Below are 13,048 nucleotides of genomic sequence, written 5' to 3'. Positions count from 1 at the left end.
GGAATTGGGACCGTATTCAGAAAGCCATTCTCCGTCACGTTCGCTGCGCACGAGGCCGCCGAGACGGGGGCCGGCTTCGAGGAGTTTTATGGTGTGTCCCTGACGAACGAGTCGGTGCGCGGCGGCGAGGCCGGTAACGCCGCCGCCGATGATGATGATGGGGGGGGGGGGGGGGGGGAGTTTGTCCGGCATTTGGGTTGTTTAGTTTTTCCAGGAGGTGACGGTGTCCACGAGGGCCTGCATGGCTTCGATTTTGGCCTGCGGGGTGATGCCGTGGCCGAGGTTGAAGATGTGCCCCGGAAGGTCGCGCATGGTGTCGAGGAGCCGGGTGGCTTCGCGGCGGACGATGTCGGGGGTGGTTTGCATGAGAACGGGGTCGAGGTTGCCCTGGACTGCGACGTTGGCGGGGAGGGCGCGGCGGACGGTGGCGAGGTCGGCGGTCCAGTCGATGCTGAGGACGCGGGCACCGGTGGCGGCTTGTGCGGCGTGATGGGGCGCGGTGCCTTTGGCGTATAGAATGACGGGGAAATCCGCCGGGAGCGCGGCGATGATCTGGCGTATCCAGCGCAGCGATGCGGCTTCGTAGTCGGGGCCGGCAATGATGCCACCCCACGAGTCGAAGATCTGGATGGCGTCGGCACCGGCGGCGATCTGCATGTGAAAATAGACGATGAGGGCGGCGGTGAGTTTTTCGAGGAGGGCGTCGAAGGTGGCGCGATCGGTGTAGTAGAGGAGTTTTATTTTTTCAAAGTCGTCGGAACTGCCGCCTTCGACCATGTAGGTGGCGAGGGTCCAGGGGGAGCCGCCGAAGCCGAGGAGGGCTTTTGTATCGGAAATTTCGTTACGAATGAGGCGGAGGGCGTCGGCGACGTAGGCGAGTTTTTGGGGAATGGCGTCGGCGGGGGCGAGGGCGTCAACGTGGGCGCGGGTTGTTATGCGGCCTTGCATTTCGATGCCGCCGGTGTCGCGGAAGGCGTAGGGCTGGCCGAGGGCTTCGGGGATGACGAGGATGTCGGAGAACAGGATGGCGGCGTCGATGCCGGGGAAGCGACGCAGGGGCTGGAGCGTGACTTCGGTGGCGAGTTCGGGTGTGCGCACCATGTGGAGAAAGGAGGAGCGGGCTTTGAGGGCGCGGTATTCGGGCAGGTAACGTCCGGCCTGGCGCATGACCCAGAGGGGGGGGCGGTCGAGTGGTTGCGAGGCGCAGGCGGCGAGAAATCGGGTGCGGGAAGTCATGTGAAAATACGTTTTTTTTAACCACTAATGGACACTAATGAGCACTAATAACTGATGTTACGCGGACGTTTGCCAAGGAGCGGCGGTCTCCAGGCCGCCGGACGAGGCGCAACGCGCCTCGCCTCATGCAGTTCAGCATTCAAACGGGCGACGCTTCGCGTCGTCCGGCGGCCTGGAGACCGCCGCTCCTTGCTTCGGCTGCGTAACATCAGACTAATAAGAAAAATCACGGGATGTCTTCCTAACTCGATTTCAATGGGTATCCATTAGTGTTCATTAGTGTGTATTAGTGGTTAAAAACTGTAGCGGTTTTGGGGTGTGGCTTGAGCCAGTCGCGCGGTTGGAGGAAGTCGGTGAGGAGGCGGGCTTCGGGGGTGCCGGGGGCGGGGGTGTGGTTGTATTTGAAGGACACGAGCGGGGGCAGGCTCATGAGGATGGATTCGGTGCGTCCTCCGCTTTGGAGGCCGAAGTGAGTGCCGCGGTCCTGCACGAGGTTGAACTCGACGTAGCGGCCGCGCCGATACAACTGCCAGTCGCGTTCGCGGTCGGTGAAGGGGGTGGTTTTGCGGCGGGCGACGATGTCGAGGTAGGCGGGCAGCCACGCTTCGCCAACGGCGCGCAGGAGGGCGAAGCTGCGGTCAAAACCGAGTTCGTTGAAATCATCGAAAAAGAGGCCGCCGATGCCGCGGGATTCGTTGCGGTGTTTTATAAAAAAATAGTCGTCGCAGGCTTTTTTGAAGCGGGCGTGGAGGTCGGGGCCAAAGGGCGAGACGGCGGCGTGCGCGGCGAGGTGCCACTGGATGGCGTCGTCTTCGTAACCGTAATACGGGGTGAGGTCGAAGCCGCCGCCAAACCACCAGATGGGCGCGGGGCCGCCGGGGGAGGCGGGAGTGGGATTGGGATCGGCAACAAAAAAGCGGAGGTTGGCGTGGCTGGTGGGGATGTGGGGGTTGCGCGGATGAATGACGAGGGAGACTCCGAGGGCCTGCCAGGGTTTGCCGGCGAGTTCGGGGCGGTGCGCGCTGGCGGAAGGGGGGAGGCGGGTGCCGCAGACGTGGGAGAAGGCGACGCCGCCTTTTTCAAAAACTTCGCCGTCAGCAATGACGCAGGTGCGTCCGCCTCCAGTGGTGGTGCTGCTGCCGGCTTGGGGGCGCGTCCAGTTGTCCTCTATGAAGCAGCGGGCGGGGGAAACGCCGGGTTCCTCGGCTTCGAGGCCGCGACAGATGCGGTTCTGAAGATCGAGGAGCCAGGTCTTTACGGCGGGAAGGTCAATGGCGGCAGGCATGACAGCGTGTGGTCGGGAGAGCACGTTGAGGGTTGTGTGCGGGAGGGCCAACTTTGAAGTGACGAAACCTTTGCGGTCGCGTTGCGTCCTGTCCGATTGATAACTTTGTTGCTCCCGCCATGCCGATGCGTCTCCGAATCTTTCTTGTTGTTGCCGTTTTGATCGGGCTGGGGGTTGTCGTGGCGGGATGGTTGTGGCGGGGATCGAAGGAGGGCGCGGATGGAAGGACGGGGTTTTCAGATTTAAAATTTGAGATGCCAAAGGGAGCCGAGGCGAAACTGGCGGCTGTAGGGGAGGGAGCGGGAGGAGCCGATCATGAGGCCGGCGTTCCCAAGGGGTTGGTGTCGCGGTTGCGAGGGCTGTTTGGCCAGCAGGGTGTGCGGGCAGGGGAGGGGTTGCTGACGTTTGCCAGCGAGGCGGCGTATCGGGATTTTCTGACACGGGCGAAGGCGGCGGGAGTGTCGGTGCTGGGAGGACTGGAGGGGTTGCGGGCGGTGCGGGTCAGGGTGGAGGATTTTGATCGTTTTGCACGGGAGTTGCAGGGGTATGCGGGTGCTTACGAAGCGATTTCGGCCAATCCGGTCTTGCAAGCGCCGAAGCCGCCAGTGGCGGAGGAGCGGTCTTCGTCGGGACAGGTGCCGGTGGGGGACAAGCTGCTGGCCACGCTGGGTGTGACGGGCGACAATTCGTCGTGGGGAAAGGGGGTCTTGATTGCGGTTCTCGACAGCGGGGTGGCGGCGGACATGGCGTTTGGGAGCCGGTTGCAGTCGCTCGACATCGGGCTGGGCGTGGCAGGCTCGGGCGGGCTGGATGCGACGCATGGCACGGCGGTGGCCTCGCTCGCAGCGGGGGCGGATGGCGGGGCGGGAGGGGCGCGCGGAGTGGCGCCGGCGGCGGATATTTTGAGTATTCGAGTAACGGATACGGCAGGAACTTCGGATGTGTTTACGGTGGCTCAGGCGATCATGGCGGCGGTGGACGCGGGGGCGGAGGTGATCAATGTGAGTCTGGGCGGTTACGCGACGGCGGGGGTGCTGGCGCGGGCGATTGAGTATGCGCAGGCGGGCGGGGCGGTGGTGGTGGCGTCGGCAGGCAACGATCAGGCGGGGCAACTGGTGTGGCCGGCGGCTTATGCGCAGGTGATTTCAGTGGGGGCGGTGGATGCGCTGGGACAGCAGATGGCATTTTCCAATTCCGGCGAGCAGTTGCGGTTGACCGCGCCGGGTTACGCGATCACGGCGGCGGCGGGGGAGGGGAAGCGGGTGTATTTTAGCGGCACGTCGGCGAGCGCGCCGGTGGTGGCGGGCGCGGTGGCGGCGTTGCTTTCGACGGATCCGGGACTGACGGCGGCGGAGGCGGCGCAGGTGTTGCAATCGTATGCGAACGATGGCGGGGCGGCGGGCAACGATCCGAACTATGGGAACGGGGTGGTCAATCTGGGTTGGGCGATGGACCGGAACAATGCTTCACGCGTGGATGGGGCTGTATCGGGTTACAATTACGATGCGCGGAGTAATTCGTTGGAGGTGGTGGTGCAGAATCGGGGGGCGCGGGTGTTGTCGGGCGCGGAGTTGACGGTGAATGTGTCCGGGCGGGTGTTGACGTTTGGGTTGTCGTCGATTGCGCCGGGGGCGAGCGGGGCGGTGAGGGTGCCGATGTCCGGGGTGAGTGGACCGGGGGGGGGGGACACGAACGGGGCGGTCATCATTTCAGAGTTGCGGATGCCGTCGGGCGTGGTCGATCAGGTGCCGCAAAACAACCGGGCTTCGGCGACGTTGTCGCGGTAGGCGGGAGGGAGCAGCGGCATCCTGCCGCCGCTCCTCGTTTGTTGGATTGGGATAAAGGGGAACCACGAGAGGCACAGAAGACAGGGCATCCTTGATTTGCATTCCTATGCGACCCGGCCCTCCGTTGCCTCCGTGGTTAAGTGCCTATGGAGGGCGGGTTTTATTGCCAATCGCCAATCCCCGCCGACGGTGCGAAGCACCGCCCTTCCGTTTTTTTTTTCGGATGGGCGCGGCTTGCGCCGCGTCTGGCGGGTCGGGAGACCCGCCCTCCGCAATATCAGCGCCTCCGGCGCACGATCACGTAGACCAGCATCGCCAGTCCGGCCAGCGCCGCATACGTGCTCGGCTCGGGCACGGACGACTGGTTGGACAGCAACACAACGCGAATACCGACGATGGATTCCTCGTCGGCGAGAACTCTGTAGTCGCGGGCCGAAGAGGCGAGGTTGTCAGCGTAGTCGCCGAACTCACCGCCACGCAACCCACGGGCAGTTCCGTTTATAAGCGTATCATTCCACTCAGACACGTTGCCCCCCTGATCGAATGTCCCGTACGCGTTCTCGGTAAAACTGCCTACTATCATCGGTACATTCCCATTACCAGAATTCCAATAATTAGCCTGACTGCCACTAATACTATCGCTCTGCGTCGGATATGCCCAATAGCCTCCGACTCCTCCTTTATTCGGATCATAATACGCGGCCTTATACCACTCGTCCTCGCTCGGAAGAGCCCATCCGGTGCTCGTCGCATGGTCAGGAAAACTCGTGATAGTCGTCGTTCCGCTGAACACATACAGCCCGTTCTCCGTGTCCCCGCTCGTCAGCCAGTTCGTGAACCGCGCCGCATCATAAAATGATACGAAATTCACGGGCTTCAGGTCGAACCCGGCCTTCACCTCATACGCCGAGCCGTTCCACGTGATGCCTCCAAAGTTGCTGCTACTCATGTTGCTGTTGTAGAGATTATACGTGTTCGCACCGGTGCTATCCACGGCGTTCAGGAATGCCGCATATTGCCCGTTCGTCACCTCATACTTCCCGATTTGATACTCGTAGCTTACAGCGCCGTAGCCAGTCGAATCGGCGGCGTTGCCGATGTCGCCCACCGTCACGGTCGGGATGTTGATAGAGGCGGCTTCGAGATGCGTTGAAAGGAGCGCGACGGCTGCCGCCGCTCCGAGTTTAAGAAAGACACGCGGAAGCGTGACTGTATTATTTTGTTTTTGGTTTTTCATAGCGGACAAAAAATGGATTGAGACTTTCAAATTCAGGATACGGAGCGGCGGCATCCTGCCGCCGGATTGGGGTTAAACAAAAGTGGCGCGGGCTTTTTCTGCCAATCGCCCGCAATCCGATGTAGCGCAGGCATCCTGCCTGCCATCTTGTCTATTGCGCGAAGCGCGGTGACTTTTATGGAGTGCGGCGCTTCGCGCAGCAGGCTGGATTGCAGGCGGGACGCCTGCGCTACATCGGATTGCGGGCGTTTGGGATTGGCAATAAAAGCCCGCGCCACTCGGAATATCATTTGGTTTTTGGTTTCTCATCGTGCGGGAGAACAGGAGAAATCAGCCGGTGCCTTCGGAGTGTTCGGCGAGGTAGGCTTTGGCGGCCACGTCTATAATGTCGCCGGGAATGCCCACATGGTTGCCTTTGGCGTATCCAAACACCTGCACACGCCACATCTGCGGTGTGTCGGTGGGGAGAGGGGTGGGGTCTTTGAAGGGGCTTTCGTGCACGACGTGCTCGGCGTCGAATTCGCCCGTGCCGTGGTCGATCTTCACCATAAAATATTGGTAGCCGGCTTTGGTGAGTTTGATGGTGAGTTGGTTGTGGTCGATCAGAGCTTCGTATTGGGGTTTGGTTCCGGTGACCGCTCCGGGGGGGTGTTTGGGCAGGGGGTTGAGGCGCAGGAGGTCTTTTATCGCCTGATCGAGTTTGCCGCCCCGGTTGGTGAGGATGTCGTCGCATAGGGCGATGGCCAGGGGGTAGGCTCCGGCTTCGGCGCTTTGGGTGGCTTGGGGGCCGGTGTCGGTGGTGGTGGGGCGCACGTAAACATGTTGGCCGATGGGGTTCCAGGCGGCTTCGTTTTTGTTGGCGGTGCGTTCTTCGGCCAGACTGCGGGTGGCTTGCTGGTAGCGGTGGGTGTCGGTGAGTAGTTGCGCGGCTTGCACCATGGGGGTGACTTTTTGCCCGATGCCGAGCAGGTTGGCCACGGCGGGTAGTTGTTGCGCAAGGTTGGTCAGCCATAGGTAGGCTTCCGTCTCGGTTACGGGCAGGTAGTTGCGGGCCATGTGGTTACTCATGAATTTTCCTTGGATTGGGAGTTGTGGTTGCGGTCAAAAGAGGCAAAATGAGCCCTTCGGGAAGCCGTTTCTGGCGAATGGGACGTCGCGTCCGAGTAATGGGACGTGACGTCCGAGCAATGGGAAGCCGCGTCCGAGTAATGGGACGTGACATCCGAGCAATGGGAAGCCGCGTCCGAGTAATGGGACGTGACGTCCGAGTAATGGGAAGCCGCGTCCGAGTGATGGGACGTGACGTCCGAGCAATGGGAAGCCACGTCCGAGTAATGGGACGTCGTCTCCCGATGATGGGAAATCGCGTCCCGTTCCGCCATCGTCCCGTCCGGACATGGTACCCCCTTGTTTGGGTGTTCTATGCTGACACAGCTTAAGCTAAGCTTGGGAGCTTGGGAGCTTGGGAGCTTGGGAGCTTGGGAGCTTGGGAGCTTTGTGTAGTCCCGTATGTCGCGTTTAAGCTCATTTTCAAGCAGTTAGCGGGTTTGGCCCAAGTGGTTTCAGTTATTCGTTGATCCGGTGTGCGCGTCCCTGACGCAAATGTGTGGAGGAAAAAGACGGGCTCAGATCAGCGCGTCAAGTCGTTTTATCCTATATTCCGCAGTTGATGGCCGCAAAGAGTCACAAAAGGCGCAAAAAAATGCAGAGACGGAAATACTTGTGGGAACTTCTAAAAATTTCCAAGAACCGGACAAGAGCATGATTTCCATCTTCCATCTGGTAAGAAGAGTTTCACGCCACGGCGCGACGGACGCCACGCTGAGAGGCAACAGCAGGCTGATGGCGTTGCGTTCGTTGCGCCGTGGCGTGAAATTTTATTCCCGATCCCCGATCCCGCTTGCGCATTTTCGGTTTATTTTGTCTCACGCAGAGACACGGAGAACGCAGAGCCGGAAAAATACAATGTTTGTAATTTATTGAGGGAACTCCTAAAAATTACACAGAGGACACAGAGGAGGCACAGAGTTTGGGGAGGCCTGTCCGGTGGAAGGACATTTTCCTCGCGAATGAATGTCTCTGTAATTCATTTATTATAAATAACTGAAGTTACGCGGACGTTTGCCAAGGAGCGGCGGTCTCCAGGCCGCCGGACGAGGCGCAACGCGCCTCGCCTCATGCAGGTCAGCATTCAAACGGGCGACGCTTCGCGTCGTCCGGCGGCCTGGAGACCGCCGCTCCTTGCTTCGGCTGCGTAACATCAGTAAATAAAGTAATATTTTTTACGGAAAAAGGAGCAAAGTCGTTTTGTCCTCCCTAAACTCTGTGCCTTCTCTGTGATCTCTGTGTAATTTCTGATTTTTAGAACCTCCCTTTATAATTAGCCCCCCGTGTTTTCTCTGCGCCTCTGCGTGATCTCTTAAACCTTGCGACAAATTGAACCGACAATGCTTTAGAGGACGATTTTGATGCCTTTGCGGAAGTAGGTGGGGACGTCGAGGTCTTCGCCAAAATGGAGGTTGCGATCGGTGTGTTCGAAGGTGCCGCGGTTTTGCATTTCGCCGAAGGCAAATTCGTCCTGCGCGGCTTTGGCGGCGGCAGCCTGGGCTTTGGCGCTGGGTCCGTGAACGGCGCGGGGCGTGGTGGTGGCGTCGGTGTCTTCAGCGCCGGTTGTGGCTTGGGCGGAGTCGGCCGTGAGTTCGAGGTCGAGTTCGGCGTGCCGTCCGGCGGGCGCGGCCCGGTTGCTGCCGGAGGAGGGGAGGGGGGCGGCGGCGGTACGGGAGCGGCTGGCTGGCGGGCGGCGGGGGGTGTAGCCGCGGGTGCCGAGGTCGGTGGTGCCGAGAATGACGACTTCGACACGGTCCTGCATGTCTTCGTCAATGACGGCCCCCATGATGATGTGGGAGTCGCGTCCGAATTGTTCGGTAACGGCGGTCATGATGTCGTTGACCTTGGGGAGCGAGAGGTTGGTGCCGCCGACGATGTTGACGAGGAGGCGGTCGGCTTTGCGGGCAAAGTCGGGGGTGGCAAGGAGGGGGCAGAGTTTGAGGCCTTCGATGGCGTCGGAGACGGCGTGGTCGCCGTTGCCGGCGGCGAGGCCGAAGAGGGTTTTGCCGCCGCGGGTGTGGAAGGCTTGGCGGAGGGTGGCGAAGTCGAGGTTGATGAGGCCGGTGCGGTGAAGCATGGACCAGATGGATTTGACGGCGCGGCCGATCCATTCGTCGGCGCGGGCAAAGGAGTCGAGGGCGGTTTCGCCTTCGGAGGCTTCCTGGAGGAGGATGTCGTTGGGGAGGGGGATGACGGCGTCGCAGACTTTGCGCAGGGCGATGAGGCCGTCCTCGGCTTGTTTGATGCGGCGGGTGCCTTCGAAGTTGAAGGGTTGGGTGACGAAGGCGATGACAAGGGCGCCGGTTTCGGTGGCGATTTCGGCGACGGTGGGGGCGGCGCCGCTGCCGGTGCCGCCGCCCATGCCGGCGATGAGGAAGATGAGGTCGTTGTCCTTGACGGCGGTGGTGATTTTTTCGCGGTCGTGCTCGGCGGCGGCGCGGCCAAGGTCGGGGTCGCCGCCGGCTCCGAGGCCGCGGGTGATGCCGGAGCCGATGAGGATTTTTTCCTGAACGGGGGAGGTCGTCAGGGCTTGGTAATCGGTGTTGATGACGGCCATGTTGAGGCGGTCGAGGTTTTCCATTTTGAGCCGGTCAACGCAGTTGGCTCCGGCGCCGCCGATGCCGATGACTTTGATGGCCACGGTGCGGTCAGCGAGGGCGGCATGGGTCGGGGGGGGGGGGGGGGACGGACGCGAGGTCAAGGGGGAGGGGCTGGTCGTCGGGTGTGCGGTCGTCGGTGGACATGGTGGTGGTGGTGGCTAGAGCGTTTTCGGTTTGTTTTGTCTCACGCGGAGGCGCGGAGACGCGGAGAGAAAAAGTGAGTGGGGAAATTCATAATATATTTATATGAAATGTGATTATGTAATTCAATTCCGGTCTCTCCGCGTCTCCGCGCCTCCGCGTGAGATTTGATTTTTGCGACAAATTGAACCGACACTGCTTTAGACTTGGAAGAGTTGTTTGACGAAGTGGGCGAGGCCGGTGCGGCGGGCGCGGCGGTTTTCCTGCTCGGCGAGGGCGGCGCCGCCGTAGTTGAGGAGGCCGAGGGCGGTGGCGAAACGGGGGTGGCGGAGGTTTTCGTTGACCCAGGCGGGGATGTCACCGAGGCGGGCGTTGACGCCAAAGACGCGGGCGGCGGCTTCCTCCGTGCCGGGCATCTGGGCGGCGGCACCGGTGAGGACAACGCCGGCGGGGAGGTTTTCGGCGTCGGCGGCGGGGCCGAGTTTTTTCTTCACGACTTCAAAGAGTTCCCACATGCGGGCGGAGGTGATTTGTTCGATGGTCTGGCGGGGGAAGGAGCGGTCGCCGATGCCGTAGTCGCCGTTGAGCCAGACTTTGTCGGAGCGGTCGCGGGCGGCCACCATGCCGCGTCCGTAGAGGTGCTTGAGTTTGTCGGCCTGGCCTTCGGTGAGGCGGAGGCCGAGGGCAAGGTCGTTGGTGACGTGGGAGCCGCCAACGGTAAGGACTCCGGCAATACGGGGGCAGCCGTCGCGGTAGAGGGCGTAGTCGGTGGTGCCGGCGCCGATGTCGATGACGAGGACGCCGTTTTTGCGGTCTTCGGTGGTGGTGAGGATGGTGCCGGCGGCGAGGCCGGAGAGGATCAACTGGGTGACGCGGAGGTTGAAGCCTTCGATGATTTTGATGTGGTCGGCGATTTTGTGTTCGTCGCCGTGAACGGTCCAATACTGGGCTTCGAGGCGGCGGCCGCCGAGGTGCTCGGGGTCGTCGGTGAGGCGTCCGTCGAGGCGGAAGGGGCTGCGGATGTTGTGAACGACGATGCGGTCTTCGGGGAGGCTTTTGCCTTTGGCGAGGCCGCAGACGGTGTCGATGTCGATCTGGCTGACGGTGTTGTCAGCAGAGCTGACGTTGACGGAGGCTTCGTTGAGGAAGCCGTCGATGTGGCTGCCGGTTTGGGCGAGAAAAACTTCGTCGATGCGGACGCGGGCGCTTTTCTCAGCGTCTTCGAGGGCGCGGTGAACGGCGTCGCTGGCTTTGCGGAAGTCAACGACAGTGCCTTTGATGACGCCGCGCGAGGGCGTTTCGCCGAGTCCGATGATGTGGATGGCGCGGCCGTCGGCGACTTCGCCGACGAGGGCGGTGATTTTGCTGGTGCCGATTTCAACGGCGCCGACGAATTTGGATTTGGCCATGTTGCTCGGTGGGTTGGGTGTTTTGTTAAAGGTGGAAGATGATTTGGGGTTGTGTCTGGGAGGGTTGGCTGGCGGGCCGGGTGGGGGCGTAGCGGCGCGATGCGGCGGGCGCGGGGGCTGGGGCGGCTTCGATGTTGTCGAGGGTCGAGGGTCTGAAGGTTGGAGGTTGGGTCTGCGTTTCGCGTGCGGGGGTGGCAGGCGCGGTGGATGCGGCGGCGCGGCGTGCGGGGGCATGCGTTTGCGGAGGGGGCGGGGGTTGAAAAACGATGGGGACCTGGCGGCCGAGGGCGAGGTCGACAGAGCGGAGGGGGCGGCCTTCGCTGCGCAGGCGGGTCTGGGCAAGGATGTAGTCGAGGCGGGCGAGTTGGGAGAAAAAGTCGTCGGTGCCGCGGGTGGCGAAATAGATGCGGTCGGCCTGGCGGGATTGAACGGTGATGATGCCGTCGGCGTCGAAGCGTTCGAGGGAAACAATGGTGAAGGCACGGCCGAGTTCGGGGGCGGCGGTGAGGGCGGTCATGAAGAGGTCGGAGACGCTTTCGATGCCGGCTTTGTTGACGGGTTCGTAGGCGTCGGCGTCGGGGAGGCGGTTGAGGGGGACGCCGTCGAGCCAGGGGAGGGCGTTGATCATCGCGGGGTCGTAGTTGATGCCAGGATACACGGTGCCGTCGCGCGCGACGAGGTAATCGAGGCGGCGGACGCCGTGCTCTTCGACAAGGATGCGGGTGACGGGGGTGCGTTCCTCGATGGTGATGGCGAGGGTGTCGGGGTATTGGCGGATGAGGATGGCGTTGCTGATCTGCCCGTGGGCGAGGAGGCGGTTTTTGAGCGCGGCGAGGTCGAGGCCGATGAGGGTGGAGCCGCGGGGGATGGAGAGTGTGTCTTCGACCCATTCGGGGGTGAGCACGCCGTTGGTGCGGGTGGTGACGGTGCGCAGGGGACTGGCCTTGGTGGGGTCGGCGAGGGTCTGGGGAGCATGGCGCCAGAGCATGTAGAGTTCGATGCCGCCCCAGATGGCGGCTCCGGCAAGGACGGCGCCGAGGATGAGTTTGAACATGGAGAATGCGGCCCGCCGCTGGCTCGCACGCGACATAGTCCGGGGGGCGACTCCTTGGGGGATGTCGATCCAGGATCGGGCTCGCGGTGGGATGATGCTGGCGGTCTGGCTCACGGGAAATGCTGAAGGTGGAGTGCTGGCGTGTTGGCGTGTGGTTACAGTGAGTGCGTGAAACGTTGGATGGCCGGGCGGACGAGTTCGCGGACCAAGGCGGTGAAGTCGAGTCCCGCGCAGCGTGCGCTCATCGGCAGGAGACTGGTTTCCTTCATGCCGGGAAGTGTGTTGATTTCGAGTAAATAAAGGGAGTTATTCCCATTTTGTTCACAGGCGGAGAGAGGAGAGGCGGGAGTGTCGCAGAGGATGAAATCGACGCGGGCGTAGTCGCGGACCTGACAGGCGGCGCAGGCGCGCTCGGCGGCGTCGCGGATGTGCGCGATGGTGGCGTCGGGGAGAGGGGCGGGGGCCAGATATTCGGTAAGGCCTTTTGTATATTTGCTGCTATAGTCATATACGCCGGACTTGGGGCGGATTTCCACCGGGACGAGTGCCTGGCCGTTGAGAACGCCGATGGAGAGTTCACGTCCGATGAGGCGGGGTTCGGCGAGCCAGGTGGCAAGGGGGGGGGATTTGGATATGGAGGCGAGGGCGGCGGTGATGTCGTCGGGGGTATCGCAGAGGTGGAGGCCGACGCTGCTGCCTTCGGCGTTGGGTTTTATGACGATGCGGGGGCCGAGCGCGGCAATGAGGTCGGCAGGGGGGGGGGGAGGGCGGCGGTGAAAGTGAGTTCGGGCGCGACTTGGACTCCGGCGCGGGCAACGGCGGACTTGGTGGCGGATTTGTCCATGGTGAGGGCGCTGGAGGCGGCGTCGCAACCGGCGTAATGGATGCGGGCGGTGTCAAGGAGGCGTTGCATGCCGCCGTCTTCGCCAAAGGTGCCGTGTAGTGTTGAGAAAACTACGTCACGCGTTGGGTCGAGTCCGGGGGGGAGGGCGTTGGCGGTGACTTCAACGAGACGGGTGGGGTGGGTGTTGGCAAGGGCGAGGGCGCAGGCGCGTCCGGAACCGAGCGAGACTTCGCGTTCGGAGGAGGTGCCTCCGGCAAGGACGGTGATGCGGGGCGAAAGGCCTGAAGGCTGAAGGCTGAAGGCTGAAGGATTCATGCGCTGGTGGAAAGTGGAGGCGGGACGGGGGGG

12 protein-coding genes are annotated in these 13,048 nt (G+C 62.3%); 1 reads left to right on the top strand and 11 read right to left on the bottom strand.

The features are described from left to right. From OBACDRAFT_RS06450 to hemF, 3 genes are all read right to left on the bottom strand, one after another. On the bottom strand, nucleotides 1-192 hold a 192-nt coding region (locus OBACDRAFT_RS06450), incomplete at its 3' end, for an FAD-dependent oxidoreductase (protein ID WP_043583910.1). A gap of 9 nt (nucleotides 193-201) precedes the next feature. Next, nucleotides 202-1,236, bottom strand: a complete 1,035-nt coding sequence (hemE, locus tag OBACDRAFT_RS06445; protein ID WP_043583908.1) for a uroporphyrinogen decarboxylase — start codon at nucleotides 1,234-1,236, stop codon at nucleotides 202-204. Nucleotides 1,237-1,522: 286 nt separating this feature from the next. Continuing rightward, nucleotides 1,523-2,521: an oxygen-dependent coproporphyrinogen oxidase gene (hemF, locus tag OBACDRAFT_RS06440; RefSeq protein WP_052361341.1), complete on the bottom strand. Its 999-nt coding sequence runs from the start codon at nucleotides 2,519-2,521 to the stop codon at nucleotides 1,523-1,525. A gap of 254 nt (nucleotides 2,522-2,775) precedes the next feature. On the opposite strand from hemF, the gene OBACDRAFT_RS06435 reads away from it, so the two are divergent. After that, nucleotides 2,776-4,308 carry a S8 family peptidase gene (locus OBACDRAFT_RS06435; RefSeq protein ID WP_232766740.1) on the top strand — a complete coding sequence of 511 codons (1,533 nt, stop codon included), beginning with the start codon at nucleotides 2,776-2,778 and terminating at the stop codon, nucleotides 4,306-4,308. A 277-nt stretch (nucleotides 4,309-4,585) separates the two neighbouring features. On the opposite strand, the gene OBACDRAFT_RS06430 is transcribed toward OBACDRAFT_RS06435, so the two are convergent. The 8 genes from OBACDRAFT_RS06430 to OBACDRAFT_RS30590 all read right to left on the bottom strand — a co-directional run. Continuing rightward, the gene (locus tag OBACDRAFT_RS06430) at nucleotides 4,586-5,545 is read right to left on the bottom strand and encodes an SUMF1/EgtB/PvdO family nonheme iron enzyme (protein ID WP_043583906.1); all 960 of its coding nucleotides are present in this window, start codon (nucleotides 5,543-5,545) and stop codon (nucleotides 4,586-4,588) included. A gap of 32 nt (nucleotides 5,546-5,577) precedes the next feature. Then, nucleotides 5,578-5,835: a hypothetical protein gene (locus OBACDRAFT_RS27950; protein ID WP_157836934.1), complete on the bottom strand. Its 258-nt coding sequence runs from the start codon at nucleotides 5,833-5,835 to the stop codon at nucleotides 5,578-5,580. Nucleotides 5,836-5,875: 40 nt separating this feature from the next. Next, nucleotides 5,876-6,613, bottom strand: coding sequence for a hypothetical protein (locus tag OBACDRAFT_RS06425; RefSeq protein ID WP_157836933.1), 738 nt, complete (start codon nucleotides 6,611-6,613; stop codon nucleotides 5,876-5,878). A 1,384-nt stretch (nucleotides 6,614-7,997) separates the two neighbouring features. Continuing rightward, on the bottom strand, nucleotides 7,998-9,293 hold the full coding sequence (gene ftsZ, locus OBACDRAFT_RS06420) for a cell division protein FtsZ (protein ID WP_232766744.1): 1,296 nt from the start codon (nucleotides 9,291-9,293) through the stop codon (nucleotides 7,998-8,000). A 300-nt stretch (nucleotides 9,294-9,593) separates the two neighbouring features. Next, nucleotides 9,594-10,802, bottom strand: a complete 1,209-nt coding sequence (gene ftsA / locus OBACDRAFT_RS06415; protein ID WP_043583902.1) for a cell division protein FtsA — start codon at nucleotides 10,800-10,802, stop codon at nucleotides 9,594-9,596. A gap of 25 nt (nucleotides 10,803-10,827) precedes the next feature. Next, on the bottom strand, nucleotides 10,828-11,856 hold the full coding sequence (locus OBACDRAFT_RS06410; RefSeq protein WP_232766738.1) for a cell division protein FtsQ/DivIB: 1,029 nt from the start codon (nucleotides 11,854-11,856) through the stop codon (nucleotides 10,828-10,830). Between the two features lie 155 nt (nucleotides 11,857-12,011). Next, nucleotides 12,012-12,572: a D-alanine--D-alanine ligase family protein gene (locus OBACDRAFT_RS29470; protein ID WP_232766742.1), complete on the bottom strand. Its 561-nt coding sequence runs from the start codon at nucleotides 12,570-12,572 to the stop codon at nucleotides 12,012-12,014. Continuing rightward, nucleotides 12,569-13,048: D-alanine--D-alanine ligase family protein (locus OBACDRAFT_RS30590; protein ID WP_486606336.1), on the bottom strand; the 480-nt coding region annotated here is incomplete at its 5' end. The genes OBACDRAFT_RS30590 and OBACDRAFT_RS29470, both read right to left, overlap by 4 nt.

This window comes from Geminisphaera colitermitum TAV2 (assembly GCF_000171235.2).
In the GTDB taxonomy this organism is placed as follows: Bacteria; Verrucomicrobiota; Verrucomicrobiia; order Opitutales; family Opitutaceae; genus Geminisphaera; species Geminisphaera colitermitum.
This window is presented reverse-complemented; position numbering and strand designations above follow the sequence as displayed.